The 24,637-nt window shown below is 42.8% G+C and carries 25 protein-coding genes; 16 read left to right on the forward strand and 9 right to left on the reverse strand.

The window, feature by feature from the left end:
- Positions 1-9 precede the first annotated feature (9 nt).
- A complete protein-coding gene (gene htpG, locus QNI24_RS05910) occupies positions 10-1,902 on the forward strand; it encodes a molecular chaperone HtpG (protein WP_267175398.1) in 1,893 nt (630 codons plus the stop codon).
- Positions 1,903-1,967: 65 nt separating this feature from the next.
- Here the strand turns inward: htpG and QNI24_RS05915 are convergent, their stop codons facing one another.
- From QNI24_RS05915 to QNI24_RS05925, 3 genes are read right to left on the reverse strand one after another with little or no spacing between them, the layout of a single operon-like run.
- The gene (locus tag QNI24_RS05915; RefSeq protein ID WP_267175397.1) at positions 1,968-2,168 is read right to left on the reverse strand and encodes a DUF3185 family protein; all 201 of its coding nucleotides are present in this window, start codon (positions 2,166-2,168) and stop codon (positions 1,968-1,970) included.
- 31 nt (positions 2,169-2,199) lie between these two features.
- Positions 2,200-2,679 (reverse strand): MgtC/SapB family protein, encoded by a 480-nt coding sequence (locus tag QNI24_RS05920; RefSeq protein WP_267175396.1) that lies wholly within the window; start codon positions 2,677-2,679, stop codon positions 2,200-2,202.
- 38 nt (positions 2,680-2,717) lie between these two features.
- Complete coding sequence (locus QNI24_RS05925; RefSeq protein ID WP_267175395.1) at positions 2,718-3,155, reverse strand: hemerythrin domain-containing protein; 438 nt, start codon at positions 3,153-3,155, stop codon at positions 2,718-2,720.
- A 148-nt stretch (positions 3,156-3,303) separates the two neighbouring features.
- Here QNI24_RS05925 and QNI24_RS05930 point away from each other — a divergent pair, with 148 nt between their 5' ends.
- Both QNI24_RS05930 and QNI24_RS05935 read left to right on the forward strand, forming a co-directional pair.
- The gene (locus tag QNI24_RS05930) at positions 3,304-4,101 is read left to right on the forward strand and encodes a delta-class carbonic anhydrase (protein WP_267175394.1); all 798 of its coding nucleotides are present in this window, start codon (positions 3,304-3,306) and stop codon (positions 4,099-4,101) included.
- 136 nt (positions 4,102-4,237) lie between these two features.
- Positions 4,238-4,885: a class I SAM-dependent methyltransferase gene (locus tag QNI24_RS05935; RefSeq protein ID WP_267175393.1), complete on the forward strand. Its 648-nt coding sequence runs from the start codon at positions 4,238-4,240 to the stop codon at positions 4,883-4,885.
- An 11-nt stretch (positions 4,886-4,896) separates the two neighbouring features.
- On the opposite strand, the gene QNI24_RS05940 is transcribed toward QNI24_RS05935, so the two are convergent.
- On the reverse strand, positions 4,897-5,226 hold the full coding sequence (locus QNI24_RS05940; RefSeq protein WP_267175392.1) for a hypothetical protein: 330 nt from the start codon (positions 5,224-5,226) through the stop codon (positions 4,897-4,899).
- A 12-nt stretch (positions 5,227-5,238) separates the two neighbouring features.
- Positions 5,239-6,705 (reverse strand): cardiolipin synthase, encoded by a 1,467-nt coding sequence (gene cls / locus QNI24_RS05945; RefSeq protein WP_267175391.1) that lies wholly within the window; start codon positions 6,703-6,705, stop codon positions 5,239-5,241.
- 115 nt (positions 6,706-6,820) lie between these two features.
- Here cls and QNI24_RS05950 point away from each other — a divergent pair, with 115 nt between their 5' ends.
- Entirely contained in the window at positions 6,821-7,789 is a 969-nt protein-coding gene (locus QNI24_RS05950) for a serine/threonine protein kinase (RefSeq protein ID WP_267175390.1), read from the forward strand.
- Between the two features lie 93 nt (positions 7,790-7,882).
- Positions 7,883-8,518, forward strand: a complete 636-nt coding sequence (locus QNI24_RS05955; RefSeq protein ID WP_267175389.1) for a DUF2306 domain-containing protein — start codon at positions 7,883-7,885, stop codon at positions 8,516-8,518.
- Here QNI24_RS05955 and QNI24_RS05960 read toward each other — a convergent pair.
- Positions 8,496-9,539 carry a helix-turn-helix domain-containing protein gene (locus tag QNI24_RS05960; protein ID WP_267175388.1) on the reverse strand — a complete coding sequence of 348 codons (1,044 nt, stop codon included), beginning with the start codon at positions 9,537-9,539 and terminating at the stop codon, positions 8,496-8,498. The genes QNI24_RS05955 and QNI24_RS05960 overlap by 23 nt on opposite strands.
- A 78-nt stretch (positions 9,540-9,617) precedes the next feature.
- On the opposite strand from QNI24_RS05960, the gene QNI24_RS05965 reads away from it, so the two are divergent.
- The 3 genes from QNI24_RS05965 to QNI24_RS05975 all read left to right on the forward strand — a co-directional run bounded on the left by QNI24_RS05965 (position 9,618) and on the right by QNI24_RS05975 (position 12,428).
- Positions 9,618-9,899 (forward strand): hypothetical protein, encoded by a 282-nt coding sequence (locus tag QNI24_RS05965; protein ID WP_267175387.1) that lies wholly within the window; start codon positions 9,618-9,620, stop codon positions 9,897-9,899.
- 106 nt (positions 9,900-10,005) lie between these two features.
- Positions 10,006-11,793 (forward strand): M61 family metallopeptidase, encoded by a 1,788-nt coding sequence (locus QNI24_RS05970; RefSeq protein ID WP_267175386.1) that lies wholly within the window; start codon positions 10,006-10,008, stop codon positions 11,791-11,793.
- Positions 11,790-12,428, forward strand: a complete 639-nt coding sequence (locus tag QNI24_RS05975; protein WP_267175385.1) for a deoxynucleoside kinase — start codon at positions 11,790-11,792, stop codon at positions 12,426-12,428. The genes QNI24_RS05970 and QNI24_RS05975 overlap by 4 nt, the downstream gene beginning before the upstream one ends.
- A 69-nt stretch (positions 12,429-12,497) precedes the next feature.
- Here QNI24_RS05975 and QNI24_RS05980 read toward each other — a convergent pair whose 3' ends face one another.
- Together QNI24_RS05980 and QNI24_RS05985 are read right to left on the reverse strand one after the other, a co-directional pair.
- Positions 12,498-13,682 (reverse strand): hypothetical protein, encoded by a 1,185-nt coding sequence (locus QNI24_RS05980; protein ID WP_267175384.1) that lies wholly within the window; start codon positions 13,680-13,682, stop codon positions 12,498-12,500.
- Between the two features lie 82 nt (positions 13,683-13,764).
- A complete protein-coding gene (locus QNI24_RS05985; RefSeq protein WP_267175383.1) occupies positions 13,765-15,978 on the reverse strand; it encodes a tetratricopeptide repeat-containing sulfotransferase family protein in 2,214 nt (737 codons plus the stop codon).
- Between the two features lie 189 nt (positions 15,979-16,167).
- Here QNI24_RS05985 and QNI24_RS05990 point away from each other — a divergent pair, with 189 nt between their 5' ends.
- The 5 genes from QNI24_RS05990 (at position 16,168) to sbcB (ending at position 20,569) form a co-directional block, all read left to right on the forward strand.
- A complete protein-coding gene (locus QNI24_RS05990) occupies positions 16,168-17,016 on the forward strand; it encodes a DUF368 domain-containing protein (RefSeq protein WP_283708574.1) in 849 nt (282 codons plus the stop codon).
- A gap of 69 nt (positions 17,017-17,085) precedes the next feature.
- Complete coding sequence (locus tag QNI24_RS05995) at positions 17,086-17,454, forward strand: BlaI/MecI/CopY family transcriptional regulator (protein ID WP_267175381.1); 369 nt, start codon at positions 17,086-17,088, stop codon at positions 17,452-17,454.
- Positions 17,447-18,613, forward strand: a complete 1,167-nt coding sequence (locus QNI24_RS06000) for a M56 family metallopeptidase (protein WP_267175380.1) — start codon at positions 17,447-17,449, stop codon at positions 18,611-18,613. Before QNI24_RS05995 ends, QNI24_RS06000 begins: the two co-directional genes overlap by 8 nt.
- 45 nt (positions 18,614-18,658) lie before the next feature.
- On the forward strand, positions 18,659-19,009 hold the full coding sequence (locus QNI24_RS06005; RefSeq protein ID WP_267175379.1) for a hypothetical protein: 351 nt from the start codon (positions 18,659-18,661) through the stop codon (positions 19,007-19,009).
- Positions 19,010-19,153: 144 nt separating this feature from the next.
- Positions 19,154-20,569 (forward strand): exodeoxyribonuclease I, encoded by a 1,416-nt coding sequence (sbcB, locus tag QNI24_RS06010; protein ID WP_267175378.1) that lies wholly within the window; start codon positions 19,154-19,156, stop codon positions 20,567-20,569.
- A 28-nt stretch (positions 20,570-20,597) separates the two neighbouring features.
- On the opposite strand, the gene QNI24_RS06015 is transcribed toward sbcB, so the two are convergent.
- Positions 20,598-20,996 carry a hypothetical protein gene (locus tag QNI24_RS06015; RefSeq protein WP_267175377.1) on the reverse strand — a complete coding sequence of 133 codons (399 nt, stop codon included), beginning with the start codon at positions 20,994-20,996 and terminating at the stop codon, positions 20,598-20,600.
- 101 nt (positions 20,997-21,097) lie between these two features.
- On the opposite strand from QNI24_RS06015, the gene pyk reads away from it, so the two are divergent.
- From pyk to QNI24_RS06030, 3 genes are all read left to right on the forward strand, one after another.
- Positions 21,098-22,519, forward strand: a complete 1,422-nt coding sequence (gene pyk / locus QNI24_RS06020) for a pyruvate kinase (RefSeq protein WP_267175376.1) — start codon at positions 21,098-21,100, stop codon at positions 22,517-22,519.
- A 216-nt stretch (positions 22,520-22,735) separates the two neighbouring features.
- A complete protein-coding gene (locus QNI24_RS06025) occupies positions 22,736-23,686 on the forward strand; it encodes an AAA family ATPase (protein ID WP_267175375.1) in 951 nt (316 codons plus the stop codon).
- Positions 23,667-24,626, forward strand: a complete 960-nt coding sequence (locus tag QNI24_RS06030; protein ID WP_267175374.1) for a DUF58 domain-containing protein — start codon at positions 23,667-23,669, stop codon at positions 24,624-24,626. Before QNI24_RS06025 ends, QNI24_RS06030 begins: the two co-directional genes overlap by 20 nt.
- The last annotated feature ends 11 nt before the right edge of the window (positions 24,627-24,637 follow it).

Below are 24,637 nucleotides of genomic sequence, written 5' to 3' on the forward strand. Positions count from 1 at the left end.
TATAAAAATATGACACAAACTGCTGAAAAATTTGAGTTTCAAGCGGAAGTGAACCAAGTATTGGACTTGGTCATACATTCGCTGTATTCCAACAAAGAAATATTTTTACGCGAGCTGATATCAAACGCTTCTGATGCTTGTGACAAACTGCGCTTTGAAGCCATAAAAAACCCTGCACTGATGTCCGATGATTTGCACATCAAAGTCGATTTTGAAGATCAGGCCAAAACCGTCACCATCACAGACAATGGCATCGGCATGACCAGAGATGAGGTCATTAATAACATCGGCACCATTGCCAATTCAGGCACCAAAAAATATTTAGAGTCCATTGCCAAAAAGGATCGCGACGATGCCAACTTGATTGGCCAATTCGGGGTCGGATTCTACGCCTCTTTTATCGTTGCAGATGAAGTAGAGATCAGAACCTTAAAGGCTGGTGAAGCAACTGATCATGCTGTTTCATGGAAATCAGACGGTAAAAACGCTTACACCTTGGAAAACATCACTAAGGAAACTCAGGGCACAGAGATTATATTGCACCTGCGTGAAGAAGAAGTCGAGTTTGCTGATAATTTTAGATTACGAAGTTTGATTAAAAAATACTCAGAACATGTGGCTTTCCCTATAAAAATGCTCGAAGTTACGCACCCAGAAAAAGACGATGAAGGCAACGAAATCCCAGCCAAAACACCCGAATATGAAGTGGTCAATGATGCCACCGCTTTGTGGAAAAAATCACCCGGTGATGTGAAAGACGAAGACTATCAGGCTTTTTACAAACAAATTTCCAATGATTTTAATGATGCTGCGTTTTGGTCACATAATCATATTGAGGGCACACAAAGTTACAGCAACCTGCTTTATGTTCCGAGTAAATCACCTTTTAATATGTTCAGCAATCCGGACGAACGTGATGGACTGAAATTGTTTATTAAGCGGGTATTTATTATGGATGCAGCCAAAGAACTGATGCCAAACTACCTGCGGTTCGTGAAAGGTGTGGTCGACTCCAATGATTTACCTTTGAATGTTTCTAGAGAAATTCTTCAAGACAACCCCTTGTTACAAAAAATAAAATCAGGCTTGGTTAAACGGGTCTTGGGCATGCTGAAGAAAAAATCCCTAGATGCAGATGTTTACGCTAACTTCTGGCAAGAGTTTGGCGACACCTTAAAAGAAGGTGTGGTTGAAGATTTTGCCAACCGTGAGGCAGTTCTAAAGCTGTTGCGCTTTGCCTCAACCAACAACGAGGATGCCACTGAAAATGTGTCACTTGATGACTACATTGAACGCATGCAAGATAAACAAGATAAGATTTATTACATCACCGGTGAGTCATATGAAGCAGTTAAAAACTCGCCACATCTTGAGTTGTTTAAGAAAGAAGGCGTTGAAGTGTTGTTGATGCACAGCCGCATTGATGAATGGATGATGGGCCATGTTCAAGAATATGCCGATAAAAAATTCCAGTCTGTGGCCAAAGGCAAATTAGATTTAGGACAAGAAGATAAAAAAGACAAAGAACCTTCCGAAGCCGATAAGTCTTTTTTAGAAAAAGTACAAAAACACCTCAGCAAACACGTCAGTGAAGTGACAGCCTCATCACGATTGGTTGATTCAGCCAGTTGTTTGGTGATGGACGAACATGCCATGGCCATACACATGCAAAAGTTGATGGAGCAAGCCGGACAGGCCATGCCTGGCCAATTACCCGCCTTGGAGATTAATTTGGACCACCCCTTGGTGCAGCACATCGAACACATTGATGATGAAAACCATTTCAAACAATGGTCAGAATTGCTGTATGAACAAGCCTTGTTGGCTGAGGGGGGACAATTGAAAAACCCCGCTGATTATGTGCAAAAAATGAATCAGTTGATGTTAGACATTCTTAAATAGTCGACAACATCAATTAATAAAAAAAGGCCCCAATTTGGGGCCTTTTTTATGTCAAATATTACCAACTATTTTTTCAATAGCAGTACCAAACCCACGACTGCTGATACAGCCCCACCTACCAAGTAATACATGGTTTGGTCAGTGTATCGACCTGTAACTGCCTCTGATAATTCTTCCATAGGAGCTTCAGTTGCATTCAAGCCAAAAAAAGCCAGTACGCCGCCTAATACCAATAATATAATGCCAATAATTTTTTTAGTTTTCATGTTAATCCTCCTTATAATAATTCATAAATAGTTAGTTTTCTAATTCTTCGTCTTCATCGCAAACAGCTTTCTTTGCTTCAAATCCCACACGCAAAATGGCCAGATTAATCACCGCAATAATGAGGGCAATTTCGAATCTTTGCCAAGCCACAGCCATGCCGATGGCTCCGGTGTTCCAGATGGTGGCAGCGTTAGCCAAACCCAAAACTTTTTCATCTTCTCTGGCTTTGAGGATTGCACCTCCGCCAATGAAGCCGATACCAGTAACAATTCCGGCCATGTATTTGCCCATCGAATCGGAACCACCTAGGACGTCAAGCGCCAACAAGGTGTATGAACAGGTAGCAACCGCGACCAGTGGATAAGTTCTGAGCCCAGCACTTTGTGATTTAGTTTCGCGGTTATAGGCAATCGGCAAAGTAAACACCAGAGCACAGACTATAAGCCCTAAGTTTTTAAAGATGATTGACCAATCAACTATGTCAATCAAGAACTGTGTAATTTCGTTCATTTATGTTTTCACCGGTGTTTTGTGGTATTTATGTTTGTTCAATTACGCGCTTCATCCATTCCAGCTTCATATGATACACGCAATGATTCGGCCCTGTCATCGGTCAAAACATCTCTGGCCACTGGGAAATAATCTTTTTCTTCCTCTATCAAGTGATGTTCAACTTTGTGTTTTAGGTTTTTGGCGTGCTGTAACCAAGCAGCTGAACTTGGGTCTGCTTGTTCAACTTTTTTCACCAACTCATCAATTTCGTGATGTTCAGCAATGCCATGTCTGGCATCGTCCTGGGTTTTATCTTCTTTTATCAGTGGCACATAAAAGTGTCGCTCTTCCATGTCTGCATGAACTTCCAATTCGTGTTTCAACTCTTTGAATATATCAGCACGTTTGCTGGTATCGCCGCTGGTTGCCACCAACTGTTGCAATAAATCTCTTTGTTTGTCATGGTCATCTTCAATGGCTTGATAAATACTCATACTTTTAATACCTGTGATTAAGAGCGATACAATCTAGGTTATCGATGTTCAGTTAGGTGTGAAATTTATATTAACATGCCCTCTTTTCACATCATTTACACCCAGAATAAGTACCATATTAGTACTTATTAAACTATGTGGAGTTAACATGAAAAAAGCGCGTTTTAATTGGATGGCATCGGTGGCCTTGATGTCAGTTTCTTCTTTTGCACTGGCTGCTGAAGTATGTGAAGGTTTTGGTCCACAAACACCCAGAGACATAGATTCAACACACGGCACCAATGACCGCATATTTGCTTTGGCATATGATTACCAAAACATGAATTTGTGTAACATACACTTTCACGTTAATGCCGAGCACAAAGCCAAGGATTTTTCTATTCTGGCAAAAACTGATGACGGAAAAGCCAACGGTTACCAATGTGCCATGAGCAAGAACCTCACCAAAGCTGAATTGAAAATGCCTGAAAAAAACATGTGTGAAGGCGTTAAACCAGGCGACACCATCGAGATGCACTGGGTTCACAGTTCATGCGATGTAACACCAGGACCAGGATTGGGATCTTGTTTATCAGACAAATGTGCCAACCCGACATTGCGTGTTGAAACCCAAGTATTCACTCTTGTGAATGACACCAATGCAATGAGTTTTGATGAGTTGCGTTATGCTGGTGTGCAAGCAAGTAATGATTACCATCAGGCTAAAAACATTCCTAATAACACAGGTACTCCTGTGGTATTTGCCGGATCAACCACTGGCCCAAGTTTCACTGAACAAACATGTTCTCCATTACAGGCCACTTGGAGTGTCAGACCACAATGTGCCAAATTAGACATCAACAGTCTGAGCCAATGGTGTGAGAGCAACCAGTTTGACGAGAAAAAAGCGCACGGCATCCGTGAGTTGGTTACCAACCCAGCACTGCTTTCAGAAATTTCAGAATAACCTCTAAAATATTTTTGTAAAGCGATGAACCCGGCCCAGGCCGGGTTTTTTTTGCTGAATTTATCAACGCGCTCCTGCTCATGAAGCCATACCACCTGTGTTAAACTGGTGGTGAAACAACCTATTGAAAGTATAGATGAGTGAGTTACATCAAAAGTATGCAGCAACCATAAACACATTCAACCAATCTGCTGATGCGTATCTGGCCCACTTCAAAGATACCAAACTGTACCGCAAGAGCTATGAAAACTTTTTAGCCACCTTAACTGCTGAACATAAATCAATATTGGACTTGGCTTGTGGCCCTGGGCACGTTTCTCATTACCTGCTTTCACATCGTTCTGATTTGGACTTGTTGGGGGTTGACCTTGCCCCAGCCATGATCAAACTAGCAAAAGAACTTAACCCAAATGCCACATTTAAAGTGTCATCTGCGCATGAAGTTTTGACTGAAAACCATGGCTTTGATGCCATTGTGTGTGGTTTTTTATTGCCCTATTTACAATGGTCAGATGCGCAAAAATTAATATTGAAAATACCCAAAAAACTGAACAAAGCAGGCATTCTTTATTTAAGTTACACCACAGGCATTGGTCAAAATGATGAAGTACAGAAATCTGAAAGATCGACAGGTCAGGTCTACTCTTATTATCACCAAATTCCACAAGTTGAAGAAGTTTTACTGGCCAATAAAATGCTTAAAATCAATCAGGAATTAATCACACATCAACACAATGGGCAAACACATACCGATGTGGTTTCAATCTATAAAAAAGGCCGTTGATACGGCTCACTTTAACTGGGTTTAAAAAATCGAGCCAATGCCATAACAGCTGTGGCCAAGGGCATCAATTCCGATCCAGGCAGCGCACAATAAATGGCTGTTACTGCCAATAGCACACACTGGCCCATAACCCCGAAGTTCAATTTACATGCCAACCACCAACCCAGTAAAGCCCCAAACAAAGGCCCTACATACATACCAATAGGACCAAAAGTCAGCACGTCTAAAGCATCAATGAGGATGCCAGCCGTTAATGGGCCAAAAGCCGCAAAAATGCGATCACCCAGACTGGGGCGAGTAACCTCTTGATCTATTTTTTCTTGTTGTTTTTTAATATCCATCAAAAAATAGCCTCATAAAATAGGTGATATCAAGCGGGCTACTTTTTCAATGAAAATCTTAACACGAGACCGGCTTTCCCAAGTTGACTCGGTGATTTCTTTGGCATCATTCAAATCGTTGTTAAAGGTTTTTCGCATCTGGTCAGCAATGCGCTCATCATAAACAAACACATTCACTTCAAAATTAAGTTCAAAACTTCTCTCATCAAAATTAGCTGTACCAATGACACTCAAAAACCCATCAACAACCATGGTTTTGGCATGCACAAACCCTTTGGTGTATTTAAAAATTTCAACGCCAGCTAATATCAACTCATAATAGAAAGACTGTGCTGCCATGTCGACAATTTTTGCATCTGATTCTTCAGGCACCAACAAACTGACTTTAACGCCTCTCATCACGGCTATTTTCAGCGCCTTTACCAATGCTGGGTTAGGAATAAAATAAGGTGTGGTGATTAATATTTCATTTTCAGCTGCATGTATGGCATGTAACATTGAAAACAAGATGCTTGGATGAGGTGAATCAGGGCCACTGAAAACCACCTGCACCAAGCGGCGATTGGATTTATCCAATTGTTCAAAGTCATCAGAGAGCTGCTCTTTGATGTCAACTTTTTGTTCTGCACAAAAATTCCAATCGTTAAGAAAAATATTTTCTATGTATGGCACTACATGTCCCTCTATCCTCAAATGGGTATCACGCCAGTAACGTTTGATTTCTCCCAATGAATTATCATTGGTGTAATCATCGGCCACATTGATTCCACCAACGTAAGCCACCTTTCCATCAATCACTGCTATCTTGCGGTGATTGCGGTAATTAACACGGTCAGCAAAAGCAAACAAGCGTATTTCCGAAAAGGCATTGACTTCGATACCGGCAGCACGCATTTTTTGAATCACTTGTTTTTCAATTCCAAGTGAGCCGTAATCATCATAGATAAACCTAACCACAACGCCTTTTTTCGCTTTAGCCATCAGAATCTTGACTATTTCATAACCCACATGATCAAACTTAAATGTGTAGTATTGAATGTGTATGGTTTTTTTTGCTGCCGCCAAATCTTTTTTTAAGGCAGGAAATTTCACTTCGCCATTTTCTAACACCTGAACTTCATTACTGGCTGTCAGGCGACTGCATCCTTCCTCGAAGATCAATTTAGAAAGCCCTTCGAATTGTTTTAGCTTGGGCTGCATTTGAGCCATGACTTCAGTGGATTGTTCGCTGACTGCTGCTTGATAATCCTCCAAAGCCTTCATATCATCGGAAAGTTTTTGTTCATACATTTTTCTTTTGCGGCGCTTTACCCCAAAGATAAAGTACAAAGCAACACCAATGACTGGAAACAAATAAACCGTAAACAACCAAGCAGTGGCTCTGGAGCTGACTGTATATTGATGAATGATTTGAAAAGTCACATAAATCAAAAATGTCCAATAAACATAATAAGTGACTGTAAACCAACTGATTTCCATCGCTATTCCTTTAAATTGATATAAATATTATACGTAACTTTTAGCAAAAAAACGTCAATAGATCATTCTGCGGAATAACACCATAACAGCATCAAAATTTTGTTACCATGAGCACATGAGCATAAACCCACACCCTTTTGACCAATTGACCCCTGAACTCATTTTGGCAGCCATCGAATCCCAACAATTTGCGGTGGATGGCAGTGTCACAGCACTGAATAGCTATGAGAACCGTGTTTATCAAATAGGCATGGCAGATGATTTACCATTGATTGTGAAGTTTTATCGGCCTGAACGCTGGAACACTGCACAAATTCAAGAAGAGCATGATTTTTGTTTTGTTTTAAAAGCGCATGAATTACCTGTGGTCACTCCGATAAGAAACGATGAAGGCCAAAGCTTATTTGGCTATGAAGGCTTTGAGTTTGCATTGTTTAAAAGAACTGGAGGCTATGCCCCAGAATTGGACCACCAAGACAACCTTGCCATCATGGGACGCACTTTGGCACGTTTACACAACATCGGAGCAACCCACAAATTCATCCATCGGCCCATTCTAGACAGTCAAAACTTTGGCCATGATTCAATCAATTATGTGGCCGAGTCATTCATTCCATTTGAATTCAAGACCACCTATTTGAATGTATGCCAAACAATCATGCCAATGATTGAAGAACGACTGGCTGGCGCCAATAACATCAGTGTTCATGGTGATTTACATGTGGGTAATATTTTGTTGCGTGAAGACATTCCAAACTTGGTTGATTTTGATGACTCTCGCTTGGCGCCAGCCATCCAAGACATTTGGATGTTGTTGTCGGGCGATCAGGATGAACAGCAAGCTCAGTTACAAAAAATCATTCCGGCTTACGAAGCATTTAGACCTTTTCCATACACAGAACTCAAAATGATAGAGTCACTGAGGACCCTGCGCATGATTCATCACACGGCTTGGCTGGCACGACGCTGGGACGACCCGGCATTTCCACCTGCGTTTGGTTGGTTTGACACCCACCAATACTGGCAACAACACATTGCTGACCTGCAACATCAGCTGCAAGCTTTGAGTCAGAATCAGCTGTAATATTTGGCTTTTTATTGGTACTAATCAGCCGAATGGGACGAGTTTCATCTCAACATCACAGAGAATGAGTCCATTCCAAACTTCAATCAAATCATGAAAAAATTCTTAAAAATATTGAATTTCAGTACTTACTCAATGATGAGTTTTGCAGTTGCCTATTATGCTTTTGACTATTATTTACAACTGGCCAGCCCTGTCAATCCATTCCAAGCCAAACTCGCTGAATCTGTTTGGATTGCACCCAGCCATTTTATTGCTGGTGGCATTGCATTGTTTTTAACACCATTTCAATTGAGCCAAAAGCTAAGAAACAATTCCCGACAGTTACATCGAATCACCGGATACATCTACGTATCAGCTGTTTTAATCAGCGGTATCGCTGGTTTATTGATGTCATTCAAGGCCAGCGGTGGCTGGATTGCCCAACTGGGATTCTTTGCTTTGGCAGTCAGTTGGTTGACCACCACCATCTTGGCGTTGTTTCATGCCATCAAAGGCAACATCTGGTCACATCAAAGATGGGTTTATCGCAGTATCGCACTGACTGCAGCAGCCATCACGCTGCGTTTATTTTTAGGCATCGGCTTGGGCGTTTTACAGCTGCCATTCTTAACCGTTTATGTGCCCACTGCTTGGTTGTGCTGGATCATCAACTTAACTATTTGCGAGGCCATTTTGTACTATCAGCAACGACAAGAAACTAAACTCAATCCAGAGCTTGTTGTCTGAACTGAGTCGGAGTTTGCTCGGTTAATCGTTTGAATGCACTGTTAAAAGTTGATTTGGAAGTGAAGCCACAGTCATAAGCAATGTCAATCACACTGTGTTGATTGGTTGCGTCTTTGAGCATCGTCTTTGCCGCCTCAATCCGCAAAGCATTGATGTATTCTCTGAAGCTCTGCTGGTATTTTTGATTGATGACCAAGGAAACCAAATACTCTGGGTAGCCAGATTTTTTCGCCAATTGCGACATGTTCAATTCGGGGTCCAAATATATTTGTTGAACCCGCATCAAATTGTTGAGTTTAGCATCCACTGCAGCAAAACGATGATCATCAACAGCCCCACTTTTCTTGATTTTTTTAACCGGCTTGATGTTTTGTTGTAACAGCGCCAAATAACCCATGACGGTCATCCAGGCGGCAACAGCCACATATATGACCCAGTGATTGTATGCTTTGATTGGAATCAACCACTGGGTCACGGCGATCAGCCAAATTAATACCTGAAAATAAGCCATCACATCCAACCAAAGCAAATTCACCCCATCGGTATTGGACTGTTGTTGGTCTAAGTTTTTGCGGTATTTTCGCAGCAACAAAACCCCTGTAATCACATAACTGACACTGTATAGGTACAAAGACAACTCATAGTAACCAAAAGTGCGTGGGCGATTTTGAGCCGGGTTGACAATCCAACCAAAGTTAGCCACGAGCATAAAAATGAAGCCAAAGAAATGAACCCCATCTCGCCAAGAGAGCATTTTAGCCGTGGTAATGGTTCTGACATATAAGAAGTAGAAACTGCCATAAAGAAATGGAAAAAAGCTGGCCAACACATAGGCCGGTAACAAAGGGCTGTGCGGATCATTCAAATAAATAACCTTAATGGTCAGATCAAAAACCAAACACAACATCCAAACGGCCAACAAGCGATTACTCCTTATATTAGCCGTCTTGATAATTAACGCGATGGCCAGAACCAGACCTTGCGCTGCACCGACGGTATAGATGTATGTGTACAAGGTCATTGTGTTAACAGCATGTCTTTAATAATTTTTATTGGGCAGTGACAATTATAAATCAATCATTATGATAAACTTTTAAACATGAATAAACCATTAAGTTGTAGCGGCCAAGACCTGTTAGAAGCGGCCATCGTGCAAAAAAGGCGGCTGAACTTACATTGTCTGGATGAATCTGGCAAAGTCATCAACTACCCCAAGATTTTACCTATAGATGTGACCACTTCAGGTGGCAAAGAACAACTCACATTCATGACTACGGACAACGCCGGTGGCATCATCAAGCTGTCACTGAACACCGCTTTGATCACTGCTTTTGAAGCAGATGATTTTTTTGATCCACGCATTGAGTTCAAAGCCAATTGATGCTTACTTTAATAGTCATGAAAGAGTTTCATTTTGCGGCAAAAATTGAATTGGTAAACCGCTCTCAATTGAGTAGAATCAATTGCTTTTAATCTCACACAATCATATGTATCGAATCACCTTACTCACAGCGCTTTTAATCTCCTCTTTGCTACAAGCTGAAACGATTCAGCCGATTGAATACAAACTGACAGTAACCGACGCCAAACACCACTTGGCGCAGGTTGACATCACTTATTCTGACATCAGCACCAAAGTCATTGACTTGAAACTGCCGGTGTGGCGATCTGGCCGTTACCAAATATTGAATTTAAGTAAACACATCAGTCAATTCGAAGCCGTGGATCGAACTGGTCAAGAGCTTAAGTGGCAAAAAACCAACAAGAACAGCTGGAAGATCATGTTGAATAACCCAGGGACGGTAAAAGTCAGTTATCAAGTTTATGCCAATACTTTGCGCTACCGTGTTGCTCACATCGATGAAACCCACGCCTATTTGGATGCCAGCGGTGTGTTCATGTTTGCGCCACAAAAACGCGATGCCCCTTTGACTGTGAGCCTTGAAGTACCACCAGCCTGGGTATCTCGTTCGGGCATGCAAAAAACAGCACCACATAGGTTCATCGCTGAGAACTACGATCAATTGGTCGATTCTCCAATTGAATCAGGCATACACGAGTTTTTAAGTTTTGATGTTGAAGATAAAACTTATGAGATTGTTATCTGGGGTCAAGGCAATCATGACATCAAAGACCTGAAGGATCAAGTCAGTCTGTTGCACCATGAGGCAAAAAAGATTTGGGGCAGCTTTCCGTTTAACCGCTACGTTTATATGTACCATGTTGGCGATGGCATTGGCGGTGCCACTGAACATGTGAACTCAACCATCATCCAACAACAACGGTTTAATTTTTGGCCACGAAAAAACTACCTCAAAGTTTTGGCCACCACCGCCCACGAATTTGTTCATACTTGGAATGTAAAAGCCTATCGCCCAGCTGGCATAGCGCCTTATGATTATTCCAATGAAAACTATTCTGATTTGTTTTGGATGGCTGAAGGCATCACCAGTTATTATGATGATTTGTTGTTAATGAGAGCGGGTATTTACCAACAAAAGGAATACTTAGAAAAATTAGCCACTGATGTTCACAGCCACTTGAATAAGCCTGGTCGTCTGGTCGAATCATTGGCGCAGACCAGTTTTGATACTTGGATGCAGGATGACGTGCAACAACGGCATAATGCATCGGTCAGTATTTATTTAGAGGGCAGCATGGCAGCGTGGCTGATAGATTATGAAATCAGACGACTCACAGACGATAAATATGGCATGGACGAATTACAATTGAGACTGTATCAAAACCACCACAATATCGATAAAGGATACCGAAAAAGTGACGTTTTGAAACTATTAAAAGACATCACTGGCGAGGACTTTGACACTTTCTGGCAACAACACATCACAGGCACAGAACCGATAGATTTCGATGCAGTTTTAAATCACTTCGGCCTGGAGAAATACATAGATGAGGACAAAGAACTGGATGCCTGGATTGGCGCTCAATGGGATACCACAAACAATCAAGTCATGATCAAAACGGTTGATTCATCAAGCCCTGCCTGGCTGGCTGGATTGAATGCCGGAGACCAAATTCTGGCCATTGATGGCATTAAGGTGAACACCGGTGACATTGAAAAAAGAATCAAACAGCTGAACCTCAATGAACCACATGAAATTCATTATTTCAGTGCCGGTAGACTAACTACTACCAATATCCAGGCAGTCACTGAGCCCAACCCAGAATTCAAAATAAGACCGGTTGAAAAGCCCAGCAGAAAACAACAGGTCCGCTTTGAAAAATGGGCCCATCAACCCTTGATAGCGCAATGACTGGCGAACAAAAAATCATCGGAATAGCCGGCAACATTGGCGCAGGTAAGACCTCTTTGGTTGAGTTCCTTACCGCCACTTATCAAATCACGCCGTTTTATGAGCCCAACGACAACAACCCTTACTTGGCTGACTTTTATCAAGACATGAAGCGTTGGGCTTTTCATTCACAACTGTATTTTTTGGCCTCAAAATTTAAAATCCATCAACAACTAGAACAAACTCCAGGAGTGGTGATTCAAGACCGCACCCTATTTGAGGATGTGGAGATTTTTGCTACGGCGTTGCACCAGACTCGAAAAATCAACAAACGCGACTGGCAAACTTACCAAAATTTTTACAGCAGCATACGCAGCGCCATCAAACCACCGGACTTGATGATTTATCTGAAATGTTCGATCAGAACCACGCGCAAAAGAATCAAGCTGCGCGGCAGAAAAATGGAACAAGACATGCCGTTGAGCTACTTGAAACGGTTAGAAGGCTTGTATCAAAACTGGATAGCCGAGTACGACAAAAGCAAATTACTGGTGATTGAAACAGATCAGTTGGATTATGTGAATGATTTGATTGACCAGATTGAGTTGATGGAAAGCATCGAGTCACTGCTGCCCAAAGACCTCGCCAGATCATAGCTTTAAGGCACAAAAAAACCATTCACATGACTGTGAATGGTTTGTTAACTTCACTTTTATCTTCTTGGCTTATTTTTTGGCTTTTTTGCGTGAACTTCTGTAAGCACCAAAGCCAACCAAACCAGTTAAGGTCAGCAAACCGAATGGCGATAAGATAGGTACCGAAATCGCCGGGCCGGCAACCGAACCACTCCAATTCGCACCAAACCCAGCCATACCTGCAGGGCGATTGATAAAAAGGCCTGCTGCTGAGGCAGCAGCTGAGCTACTGTAGTCAGATAAGGAGTTATTGGTTTCTGTTATGTTGGGGCTTTTCTGAACAAACCATGTGATGTATTGAGTTTGGCCTGGATCAACAGTTACATCATAACCAAAAGATATGTTGTCATTGGCATTGAGACCACCCAATACCGTGTCAGTGTCATCTTTGGCCTGGTGTTTTCTGGTGTTGGGGTTGAATGCGCCCACTGCTCCAGGAATCTGCAGCGGAATCGCTGCTATGCCACCCGGCGCCCCAACCACATGGGTTAATATTGGATCTCTGGTGGCGGTACCACCAAAGACATCATTGTCCTGAGTAATGACCCAAGTGTCACCCAGTTCAACATTGGTATCTCCATCTGAAGTGTTAGGCACATTGGTGTTGCTGTCTGAGCCTAAATTACCACCAATCGCCGCCCGGGTGGTAATCGGTGCACCAGTCGGATTGCTGATCGCATGGATAATTCGCGTCACCCGCTTGTCAGTGAAAACATGGTATTGTGAATAAACCTCTAAACCATTGGGCATGGTATCAGGATCAGTAGTCAATGTGGTACCCGTTAAATCAACGGTACCATCGGTGTCATTGTAAGGCGCGCCGTCTAGAAAAATGCCACCATAACCATCATAGGAGTCTGATAAGTCATCGTCTGTTTCGATGCCGGTTTGTGAAGCACCGGTGAAATTTGGCCCGCTGTAACTGTAATCAAGACTGTTCAGCGTGGCATCATCGATACCAAAAGCATATGAAGTGCCATTGTGAGAAACCGTGGCTGTACCATTCAGCACCGAAGAAGCACTGACGGTGGTGTCATTGATATCTGATACCTCAACAGTGGTGCCAACAGAGACAGCACTTTGCACTGAAATGGTAACACCCGTACTGGTCGGTGCAGCACGACCTGAGCCCATTCCAAGTAACCCCATAGAACCGACAGCGCCGGCTGCTGCGATTTTTTTCAAACGCTCAAAGCCAGTTATTTTTTTTGACATGTAATACCCCTTTACCCGTATAAAATATAGTTATTGAACATTCTATCAACATTAATAAATCTCAGCAATTACGATTTTGTTTTTATTTAAACGCAACACCCGCAGCCAGCCACTCCTGATGGAGCTCGCTGAACGTGCTTTCATAACGTTGCCAGCGGTTGATTGATTTTTTATAAATGGGTTTTCTGACTTGGTTGACACTGGCGGTTTTGATGATGTTTTTCTGTCGGTGAAATTGCATACAAGCATCATGCCAGGGCATACCTATGGCGGCTAACATGGCAGCTGTCTGCTGCTTTTGATTGTTCACTAATTGTTCGTATTCAACTGTAATTATTCTATCAGGTATGGTTTCATACCAGTGTTTCATCAACCTGTCATACTGAATCACGCGGTGCGCCAGATGCGCCAGTTGGCTCGACCATTTGATTTTTGCAAACTGAGTCATCCAACAAGAGACTGCCACGTCTCGCACATCTCGCTTGACATGAATGATATGGGCTTGCGGAAACAACGTCTGGATCCAACCCAGGTGGTTATAATTATCAGGCATTTTATCGACAATTCGTCGCGGTGATATTTGCTCGGTTTTTTCTACCAATAGTTGTAATTGTTGCATGTGCCAGGCAGCTATTTCTTGCCTGTTTTCAATACTGATGTGCGATAACACTTGAAACGGAGATGTTACCTTTTGTGTGGTCATATCCACCAATTCATGGAAACTCTTGGCTATCAATGATTGTTCACCAACCCCAATGATATCCGGGTGGGCATTGAGAATTTGTTCGGTTAAAGTGGTGCCTGAGCGCGGCATACCAACAATAAAAACCGGTTGTTCATGCGTTTTCTTCAGGCGCTGTAATTGATCAAAATAATGGCTGTCGAATGTTTCAATAACATCATCAACAAACTGTTGATAAGCGGAGTTTTGATAATCCCAGCCTTGTTTGCTTTTCTGCCGCCACTTAAATTCATTGGCTGCACGGATGTGGATCGCAGCCTGGTTGTAGGCACCTTGACCATCATAATAATATGACAAAGCACTGTTAAGGGATGATTTGGCACCATCCCTCAGTTCTTTGTGCTCAATCAAGTTCTTGATGTGCTGAGCCAAAGACTCTGAAAGGCGTCCTTTGAGCAGTGTGGCCAAGCCAGTCAAGGCAGGCACACAGTTGGGGTTTTTTTTTAAAGCCAAATTGAATTGGTGTTCAGCCTGGGCCAATTCTCCACCAGTTTCAAGCGCATTGCCGTAGGCAGCATGAAAACTGGCCTGTTGTGGCACCGCTTTGATGATGTTTTCGTAATCTTGATAACAGGCCTGCATTTGTCCCATGTCCATCAAAACCAGCGCCCTGAAACGCTTGGCCTTGATGGAATGAGGAGCCTCATCAAGCACTTGATCTAGCAACTCCAATGCTTTATCAGTCAACCCAGCTTCTTTGTAAGTGTGCGCCAAACCAATCTGTGCCGATTCGTTGTTGGCATCGACATCAAGTGCTTTTAAATACCAGAATTCGGCCTGAGTGTAATCACTGACCTTGAGCCAATTTTCCCCTATACTGACCAATAATGTGACATCATCAGGCATCAGCTCCAAAGCATCAGCAAAAGCATCCATCGCATCATCATAATGTTCCAGTTCAGACAGACAACGACCATAATTAAGCCATGACAAACCATTCTGTCTGTCCAATTCTACCGCCTTGCGACAATGAATCAGAGACTGATTAATGTCGCCAGAGGCCAACAACAAAGGGCCCAGGTTGCAGTGAGCTGCCACATAATCAGGTTTAATCTCAAGCGCTTTTTGATAGTGGCTTATGGCTGGTTTTTGCTGACCCATCTGTCGCAAACAATCTGCCATGGCCAAGTGGTACTCAGGCTGTGTGACATCTTCTTTAAGCAGTTTTTTCAAAACTTTGAAGGCCTGTCGATAACGTTTGAGGGACATTTGAGCACAAGCCAAATTGTAATGAGCAGGCTGATAACGTGGACTGATATGAACCGCTTGCTGCAGTAACTCCACGGCCTCATCAAAACGACCTACCTGCCTCAAAGCCTCAGCATAATTACTCATGTACCTGACGTCATTGGGACAGAGTGAAATGGCTTTGGCCAAAGGCGCTAAAGACTCAGCTGAATCACCAGCGAGCTGATATGACAGTCCCAACAATTCATGCGCTTCAGCCTCATCAGGGCGGTCTGATATCACACGTTTAAGCGCTATTTGGGCCTTTTTATATTTTTTTTGTTGCAGCCATTGAATGTATTGATCTGAGTTAAAGGTGTTTGTCATCAGTGATTTGGTCATGAACTGGCTGGAATTATAGCCTAACATTGATAGTCTCTGAGCTGCAGTCCAACATCGATTAAACTTGAGTTTCTGCTATCATGCACTGGTTAACACAGATAAACATTTTTATTGAAGATATTTTTTCATCGTTTCAAAGTGAACATATATTAAGGGAATCACAACCACATGGTCTTGATAATTACATATTTCAAAGGCATGCTGATGGGCATTGCTGATTTGGTACCAGGCGTTTCCGGTGGCACCATCGCGCTGATAACTGGCATTTACCAACGCTTGATCAATGCCATTGCTGCGGTCAATTTAGCCAACCTTAAGTTGGTTTTATCAGGCAATTTTAAAAAAGCTTGGCAACAGATTGACGGCTGGTTTTTGCTGGCTGTTTTTATCGGCATCATCAGTGCAATTTTTCTATTCGCTGGTTTAATTAAGTATTTACTGGCCTCACATGCTGTTTTGACTTGGTCATTCTTCTTCGGTTTAATTTTGGTTTCGGCCTTGTTACTGATCAAACAAAATCACCCAAGCCATTGGGCCAACAGCATCTTTTTGGTCATCGGTGTGGCGCTTGGTTATGTGCTCAGCACGCAAAACTTGGGCGCCCTACCTGCTGGACACATCGGCATATTTTTGGCTGGTTGTATTGCTATTTGTGCGATGATTCTACCGGGCATTTCTGGTTCTTTGATACTTATTTTATTGGGTAAGTACGTGACATTGGTTAGCGCAGTCGAAGCCAGGGAATGGAGTACTTTGTTGTTGTTCGCCCTGGGTTGTCTGGTTGGTTTGTTGATTTTTTCTAGGTTGTTGAAATGGTTGTTGGCACGTCATTATAAGGCCACCATGTTCACCCTGGCAGGTTTGATGCTGGGCACCTTATTCAGGGTCTGGCCCTGGCACGTTGCAGCCATTAAAATTTCACCATTGAATCACCCTGAACCGCAACTGGCCCTGTCATTGTTATTGATGGTATTGGCCGGTGTTTTGGTTTGGCTGTTATTTAAACTTGATCAAAAAAAATAATTCAATTTACATTTGACTACTTAAAGACTACTGATGTAGTCTATAGGCAATTTCTCAATAAATGTTGCCATGAAAGTTGCAGATACTGAATTAATCATCCTCAAAATACTGTGGTCAGAATCCCCTTTGACCATTGGACAGATCATCAGTCGTGCCCAACAAAACAATGAATGGCACGAAAATACCATCAAAACCATAGTGACCCGGCTGTTTAAAAAAGCACTGGTTGGACGTGTCAAAGACGGTAAACAGTTTTTCTATTCGCCCATCATCCAGCAAGAACAAGTGGTCACGCAAGCATCAAATTCCCTGCTTGACAGATTTTTTGGCGGCAAGCTTTCTCCTCTCGTTGCTCACTTTGCTGAAAAGGAAAATATCAGCGAGCAAGACATTGCTGAGATTGAACAAATCCTTGATAAGATGAAGAAAAATGATTGATTGGCTTTATGAAAGTACATTAGACATCAGTATTTTGATCGTCATCATTTTATTGATCAGAAATCCTGTCAGGCGTTTGTTGGGGGCACACGTCAGCTATTGGTTGTGGTCATTGCCTTTGCTGCGGATTATCTTTTCAAATAAGTTTGAACGCCCTGAAGTCATTACCAAGTACTTAAATGTACCTGAAACAGATGACCTCATACCTACTTACACCAGTCCAATTCAACCCAGCGACATTCAAATAGATATGTTGGCAGTTATCTGGCTCACAGGCATGTGCATGTGGGGGTTGTTTAAGTTAATTCAAAACATCAAGTTCAAATCCCTGTTACATGAATACGCTGATAACATATCAGTTAAGGATTTGCTTACAACTGACTTGTTAAAAAACCTCAGCAACGACATACAATTCAAGCATTGTGCAGCGATCGAAGGTCCCTTAATTACTGGTTTAGTTAAGCCAACTATCTATTTACCGAAGGACTTTTTCCACATTTATGATGAACAACAACGTCTACACATTCTTCAACACGAATTAACACATGCCAAGAGAAAGGATTTATGGGCGCAGTTCATGGCTGAAATGTTTAAAACCATATTCTGGTTTAATCCACTGGTACACATTGCATGGCATAAATTTCAGCAAGATCAAGAGATGGCCTGTGACCACCAAGTCTTAAAACATGCAGACAGCCAGACTCGCATCGCTTATGGTCAAACTTTATGCAAGGGCCTCAGCGCCCTGCTAACACCGAATTCGTTAACATTTTTTAATCACAAACATGAACGATTCATTATGTTGTCAAAACATAAGAACAGCCTGTTTATTTCTCTCTCAGGCCTCATTATTATTACCTTAATCGCTTATCTCACATTGACTGAAACAAATGTGTCATTTACAGACAAAAGCTCTGAAACCAATGGACAATTAATCAGTTATGAGTTCAAGGAAATACCGCTTACATCGATAGCTTTTTTGCTAGCAGATGCATCTGGAGGGGTAGAAAATTTTCAAAATTTGAACTTGCTCAATGGCATAACAATTACAGCGAAAGCTGATCAAGTTTATGCTTTTGACTTCTTCGATCAACTACTGAAAGACCACCAAATAAAAGTCACTCGCGATGGCAAAGACTGGCGGTTTTCAACAACATAAGTCTTTTCAATTATTTATATCTCACTCAATCAAGGAGTATCTTTTATGCTAAAAACATTTAAAAACCTAAACATCAAAACAAGCTTGTTAACTCTTGGTTTAATCGCCAGTTATTCAACTATGGCTGAAATACCTGAAAATCCCGTCTGTGATGATGCAGGCGAAGGCGATCAACTGGTCAGTTACCACTTCAATGACATAGACCTGGCATCAGTGATGATGCTTGTCGGTAATGCTGCTTCTAAAGAAATCAAAGGCATGGAATTACTGCAAGGGAAGAAAGTCTCATCATCAGCAAATTGTGTTGATACAGTTGAGTTTGCGGTGGCGTTGTTGTTGGTTAACGGATTTGAATTGAACCCCGATGGAGATAAGTGGGTCATCACAAAATCTTGATTCAAGCCAATATCATTGAATGACACAAATCATACTAATTGAGATCAGCCTAATTAACCAGGTTGATTGTATTTAAAATGTCATTCAAGTAGGGTGAGCTTTCATTATAATAATCAAAGTTCACCAATTTAATAGAGGGACAGATTGAAAACATTTTACTGGTATGACTTAGAAACTTTTGGCATCAACACCCGTTACGACCGCATTGCACAATTTGCTGGTATCCGCACCGATGAACAACTGAATCCCATTGGTGAAGCTGACATGTTTTATTGTCAGCCCACTTATGACTATTTACCTGACCCATCGAGTTGTTTGGTCACTGGCATCACACCACAATTGTGTCAGCAAAAAGGCTTGCCAGAGTTTGAATTCGCCGCCAAAGTGCATGAAATTTTGAGTACCGAAAAAACCTGTGGCGTGGGTTATAACAGCATCCGCTTTGATGATGAGTGCGTGCGCTCATTGTTTTACCGCAATTTATACGACCCATACCAACGCGAATACCTGAATGGCAACAGCCGCTGGGATTTGATTGACACCGTCAGAGCCACTTATGCCCTGCGCCCAGATGGCATCGAATGGCCCATGCACGAACCCGGCAAGCCCAGTTTCAGACTGGAGCAATTGACCCAAGCCAATGGCCTGTCTCACCAGGCGGCACACGATGCTTTGTCTGATGTAGAGGCCACCATACAAATGGCCAAGTTGATTAAGGATAAACAACCCAAACTGTTTGAATTTGCACTGAAAATGCGTCACAAAGACACCGTTCGTAGTTTATTGAATTGGCAGTTATTACAACCTGTCGTTCACGTTTCCAATAAGATTCCTGCTGAGCGCGGCTGTCTGGCCTTGATGGTGCCTTTGGCGATTCATCCACACAATAAAAACGGCATCATTTGTTATGATTTATACCATGATCCAACTGACTTATTGCATCTTGACGTTGACGAGATTCAAGATCGCTTGTATACACCCAAAGCAGATTTACCTGAAGGGCTAGAACGGGTTCACTTAAAAACCATACACCTCAACAAAGCACCATTTGTTTCACCCATCTCTGTGTTAAAGGGGGTTGACTTGGCGCGCATTGGTTTTGACTATGAACGCTGCCAAAAACACTTGGAACAAATCAAAGCAAGCAGCGGTTTGGCACAAAAAGCCGCAGCAGTATTTGACCAGCCATTTGATTCGGCCATCGATGATGTGGATGAAATGATTTACTCAGGTTTTTTCAGTTTCAAAGAACGAGCCAGACTGGAATCAATCAGACAATCAGCGGTTGATGACATACCCTGGGAGACAGACGATTTCAGTGATCCCCGTGCTGCCACATTAATTCAACGCTACAAAGCACGTAATTTCCCAGAATCACTCAACACAGAACAACAAAACATGTGGAGGGCAGATGCAGAACAGCGTTTAGAGACCCGTTTCGGTGAAGCATTTGAGTTGTGGTTCAATCACCTGAATCAATTGAGAGAAAACACCAACGACAGCAAAGCATTCAAGATTTTAGATGCTGTCGAACAGCACGTTTTGGATAAAAACTTCTGAATAACAGTTTAATCAGTTGAATGAAGTTTTATTGTATGGGTGGCGTCCTTTGCACCTCATCAGGTAAGTTGGCGCGAAAATTTCTTCTGACCAAAGTCATGAATACACGGATGGCAACGTACATGATGAAGCCAACAGCAATGGCATAAATACCCCAGTGATCTAATAACACGATAGGCACAGCGGATTCGATGCCTTTGATATAGTCCCACAGCATGGGTAGGGCACCAATCATGGTGATGGTCATGGCAACATAGCTGAACATGCGAAGTTTGTACATGCGATCACGAAACAGACGACGTTGAAACAGTTTAATTTGTTCCGGATCGGCTTGCGCCTCTGGGTCTTTGCTGTAACCACAACTCGGGCAGACTTTGGCCACAGATGAAATCTTAGTGCGACAAGCTGGACAATTAATTAAAGCCATAACAACTCCTATGGGAATATTTTTTCATGAATTATAACAATTCCTACATGAAATATTCATCAAGAATGATTATCATAGCTTGATACAACAACCACAAAACCATGAAAAGAAAAACCAAAATTGTCGCCACCATGGGCCCTGCAAGCCAAGCCCCCGAACAAATCAAAGCCTTGATCGAAGCAGGGGTCAATGTGTTTCGACTGAATTTCTCGCACGGCACTGCAGCTGACCACAAACGCAATGTCGACAACATCAGAACGGTGGCAAAGGAACTGGGGCAAATAGTTGGTATCCTACAAGACCTCCAGGGCCCAAAAATCAGGGTAGGTACTTTTACCAACGGCCCAATCAAATTACAAATGGGCCAAAATTTTGCCTTACATGCTGACAATGATTATGCGGGAGACGAAGCGGGGGTCGGCATCAGCTATAACAATTTACACCGCGATGTTCAAGCCAAGGATTTGCTGTTGTTGGATGACGGCAAGTTGGTTTTAGTGGTCACAGCAGTGGTCGATGAAATCATTCATACCAAGGTTAAAAGAGGCGGCGAATTGAGCAACAACAAAGGCATCAATGTGCCCGGAGCCGATTTAAGTATAGCTGCTGTCACCGAGAAAGACATTGCCGATATTGCAATCGGCGCTGAACTTGATGTCGACTGGGTGGCCTTGAGCTTTGTGCGCAACCGCAATGACTTGCTATTGGCCAAGCACCACCTGGCATTAAACAACTCAAATGCCAAATTAATGGCAAAAATTGAAAAGCCAGGTGCGGTAAGGAACTACAAAGAAATACTCAGGGAAGCCGATGGCATCATGGTTGCTCGTGGCGACTTGGGCGTTGAATTATCAGCTGAAAAAGTGCCAATGCTGCAAAAACGCTTGATCAGAAAAGCCCGTCAGAAAGGCAAACCCGTAATCACAGCGACTCAAATGCTTGAGTCCATGATAGATCAAGCGATACCAACTAGAGCTGAAGCCAACGACGTGGCCAATGCCATTTTTGATGGCACCGATGCGGTGATGTTATCGGCTGAGACAGCTATGGGTAGTTTCCCAATTGAAGCGGTCAAGACTATGGACAGCATTGCAGCAACGGTAGAAACCGATAATGACTATCGCAAGCGCATGATTGAGCGTAAATTCAAAGCTGAGAAGAACACCCCTGATGCGGTGTCTTCAGCAGCCTGTCATATTGCTCGTACGCTGGCAGCAGAAGTCATGTGTTGTTTCTCCAGTTCTGGGGCCACCGCTTTGCGGGTGGCTCGTAATCGCATACATACTGATGTGATTGCCATCTCACCCTCGACCAAATCATGTCATCAGTTAACGGTCTCATGGGGCATCAATCCGGTGCTCAGCAATGATGCAACCAGCACCGATGAGATGGTTGAAATTGCCAACCGTGTCATTACCGAGCACAAAATGGCGCAACCAGGTGATCAATTTGTCATCACTGCGGGTGTGCCCTTTGGCTTCTCTGGCACCACCAATTTGATTCGGGTAGAAACACTTGCTTGAGTGAATACTTCAATTCAATTTTAAGTTGTACCAAAAATGGCATCATTGCAGCATGCTACTGATTGATTGTAGCAGCACAAATTGGCTACCCTCATACTTTCAATTATCAGCAGTTTATGAGTCCAAATTTCACAAAATTACCACTCACCTCAGTGGTATCATAGTGACTTAATAAAATACAGAAACAGTCTACCATTCAAACCCGGTCAACCAAAGATGTCTAAAAACACAGCCAAACCTTTTTCCACAGAATCCAAAGATGCCGAAGTAATCAAGCAAGTCATTGCGGCTGTTGGTATGAAAATATTAGATAAAAACGATGCCATAGAGACAGTGATAGCTGCTTTAATTGCTGGTGGACATGTACTGTTAGAAGATCTGCCTGGTTTGGGTAAAACCACACTTGCTACAGCTGTTGCACAAGTTTTCGGCATGGACTACAAGCGCATTCAACTGACTTCAGACATGATGCCCAGTGATGTGCTGGGTGTCAGTATTTATGATGCCAAATCTCAAACCTTCAGCTACCACAAAGGGCCAGTTTTCACGCAGTTTTTATTGGCTGACGAACTGAACCGTGCCACGCCAAAAACACAAAGCGCTTTGTTAGAAGCCATGGCCGAAAACCAAGTCAGCATGGATGGTAAAACCTACCGCTTGGATGATGTTTTTTTCGTGATGGCCACACAAAACCCAATTGACGAAGCTGGCACATACGCCCTGCCTCAATCCCAGCTAGACCGCTTTTTGGTTAGTCTTTCACTGGGTTACCCAAATTCTGACAGTGAGCGAAAGCTCTATGAAAGCAGTTACATCAACCAGATCAACCAGCCCATTGCTGCCATCAGCTCACCAGATCAGCTTAAATCTTGGCAACACCAAGCCAGTCAAGTGCATGCCAGTGCTGAAGTGCTAGACTACCTCCAAAGCCTGGTCAATAAAACCCGCACACACAGTGATATTCAGCATGGTCTTTCTCCTCGTGCTGGATTATCAATGTTCAAGTTAGCACAGAGTTTTGCTTTGATTGATGATCGCAACTTCATCACTCCAGCTGATATCCAACAAGCGTTTTTCCCTGTTTGTCGACACCGTCTGATTACCCACGAAGGCAGAACAGACATTGAGCTTATTGAAAACATCCTCAATGATACGCCAATTATTTAAACAAAAACTCAACCAGTTTTTTAATCGACGTGGCATTGAACCCCTGCCCGTCGTATTTGATTGGCGACGTATTTATGTACTCCCAAGCAAAGCGGGGCTGTTCTTCGCAACGATTTGGTTTCTGATGATGTTGGCTGGCTTGAACTTCAACAACAACATGACATTGATGTTGGTGTTTTTGTTGTTTGGTCTGGCTCAGGTGGTTTTGCACCAAACTTTTTTTAACATACGCAACCTGCGCTTGGAACAAGTCAGCGCTGAACCTGTTTTTATGGGTGATGCCATTGTTTTACACATACAAATTGGGGCCGATAACGAAAAATGGCAAATACGCACTGAAAACAAGCTAAGTTCCGACATCGACAACATCACCCAAGAAGTCACCCAGCTGAAGTCGATGATTGAAAGTCAGCACCGTGGATGGCATTCACCGGGTAGGATTAAGTTTTTATCTCGCTATCCTATGGGCTTGTTTACATGCTGGGTGTATTGCACCCCCAAGGCCCAAGTTTTGGTCTATCCAAAACCAGAATCGCCATGCCCACCCTTTCCACAACACGGCGGACAAGACGGAGAAAAAAGCACACCGGTAAAAGGTGAAGAGTTGAGCAGTATCAGGGCCTATCAACAAGGTGACCCCATCCGAGATATTGCTTGGAAAAAAACTGCCCAAAGTAACCAAACCTGGGTCAAAGATTTTCACCAAACCCAAGGCCAACATTTGCTGTTTGATTTTGCCCAAATGGCCATGAGCAATACCGAGGCCAAGCTATCGAGATTAACCGCTTGGATTCTGGAGGCCGAGAACCAAGGAGCTGATTACCAACTGTTGATGCCAGGTTTTGATTCTGGCATGTCATCAGGCGATGTACACAAACACCAATGCCTCAAATCTTTGGCACTGTATGATTTCATACCAAAATCAGGAGGTGTGTCATAGCCAGAATCAAG

Origin of the sequence: Marinicella marina, from assembly GCF_030065545.1 — a bacterium.
Taxonomy (GTDB): Bacteria; Pseudomonadota; Gammaproteobacteria; order Xanthomonadales; family Marinicellaceae; genus Marinicella; species Marinicella marina.

Excerpts from the sequence above, each read along its gene's own strand:
- htpG (WP_267175398.1), top strand. The coding sequence starts at position 10 with ATGACACAAACTGCTGAAAAATTTGAGTTTCAAGCGGAAGTGAACCAA.
- QNI24_RS05915 (WP_267175397.1), bottom strand. The coding sequence starts at position 2,168 with ATGAAAACTAAAAAAATTATTGGCATTATATTATTGGTATTAGGCGGC.
- QNI24_RS05920 (WP_267175396.1), bottom strand. The coding sequence starts at position 2,679 with ATGAACGAAATTACACAGTTCTTGATTGACATAGTTGATTGGTCAATC.
- QNI24_RS05925 (WP_267175395.1), bottom strand. The coding sequence starts at position 3,155 with ATGAGTATTTATCAAGCCATTGAAGATGACCATGACAAACAAAGAGAT.
- QNI24_RS05930 (WP_267175394.1), top strand. The coding sequence starts at position 3,304 with ATGAAAAAAGCGCGTTTTAATTGGATGGCATCGGTGGCCTTGATGTCA.
- QNI24_RS05935 (WP_267175393.1), top strand. The coding sequence starts at position 4,238 with ATGAGTGAGTTACATCAAAAGTATGCAGCAACCATAAACACATTCAAC.
- QNI24_RS05940 (WP_267175392.1), bottom strand. The coding sequence starts at position 5,226 with ATGGATATTAAAAAACAACAAGAAAAAATAGATCAAGAGGTTACTCGC.
- cls (WP_267175391.1), bottom strand. The coding sequence starts at position 6,705 with ATGGAAATCAGTTGGTTTACAGTCACTTATTATGTTTATTGGACATTT.
- QNI24_RS05950 (WP_267175390.1), top strand. The coding sequence starts at position 6,821 with ATGAGCATAAACCCACACCCTTTTGACCAATTGACCCCTGAACTCATT.
- QNI24_RS05955 (WP_267175389.1), top strand. The coding sequence starts at position 7,883 with ATGAAAAAATTCTTAAAAATATTGAATTTCAGTACTTACTCAATGATG.
- QNI24_RS05960 (WP_267175388.1), bottom strand. The coding sequence starts at position 9,539 with ATGACCTTGTACACATACATCTATACCGTCGGTGCAGCGCAAGGTCTG.
- QNI24_RS05965 (WP_267175387.1), top strand. The coding sequence starts at position 9,618 with ATGAATAAACCATTAAGTTGTAGCGGCCAAGACCTGTTAGAAGCGGCC.
- QNI24_RS05970 (WP_267175386.1), top strand. The coding sequence starts at position 10,006 with ATGTATCGAATCACCTTACTCACAGCGCTTTTAATCTCCTCTTTGCTA.
- QNI24_RS05975 (WP_267175385.1), top strand. The coding sequence starts at position 11,790 with ATGACTGGCGAACAAAAAATCATCGGAATAGCCGGCAACATTGGCGCA.
- QNI24_RS05980 (WP_267175384.1), bottom strand. The coding sequence starts at position 13,682 with ATGTCAAAAAAAATAACTGGCTTTGAGCGTTTGAAAAAAATCGCAGCA.
- QNI24_RS05985 (WP_267175383.1), bottom strand. The coding sequence starts at position 15,978 with ATGACAAACACCTTTAACTCAGATCAATACATTCAATGGCTGCAACAA.
- QNI24_RS05995 (WP_267175381.1), top strand. The coding sequence starts at position 17,086 with ATGAAAGTTGCAGATACTGAATTAATCATCCTCAAAATACTGTGGTCA.
- QNI24_RS06000 (WP_267175380.1), top strand. The coding sequence starts at position 17,447 with ATGATTGATTGGCTTTATGAAAGTACATTAGACATCAGTATTTTGATC.
- QNI24_RS06005 (WP_267175379.1), top strand. The coding sequence starts at position 18,659 with ATGCTAAAAACATTTAAAAACCTAAACATCAAAACAAGCTTGTTAACT.
- QNI24_RS06015 (WP_267175377.1), bottom strand. The coding sequence starts at position 20,996 with ATGGCTTTAATTAATTGTCCAGCTTGTCGCACTAAGATTTCATCTGTG.
- pyk (WP_267175376.1), top strand. The coding sequence starts at position 21,098 with ATGAAAAGAAAAACCAAAATTGTCGCCACCATGGGCCCTGCAAGCCAA.
- QNI24_RS06025 (WP_267175375.1), top strand. The coding sequence starts at position 22,736 with ATGTCTAAAAACACAGCCAAACCTTTTTCCACAGAATCCAAAGATGCC.
- QNI24_RS06030 (WP_267175374.1), top strand. The coding sequence starts at position 23,667 with ATGATACGCCAATTATTTAAACAAAAACTCAACCAGTTTTTTAATCGA.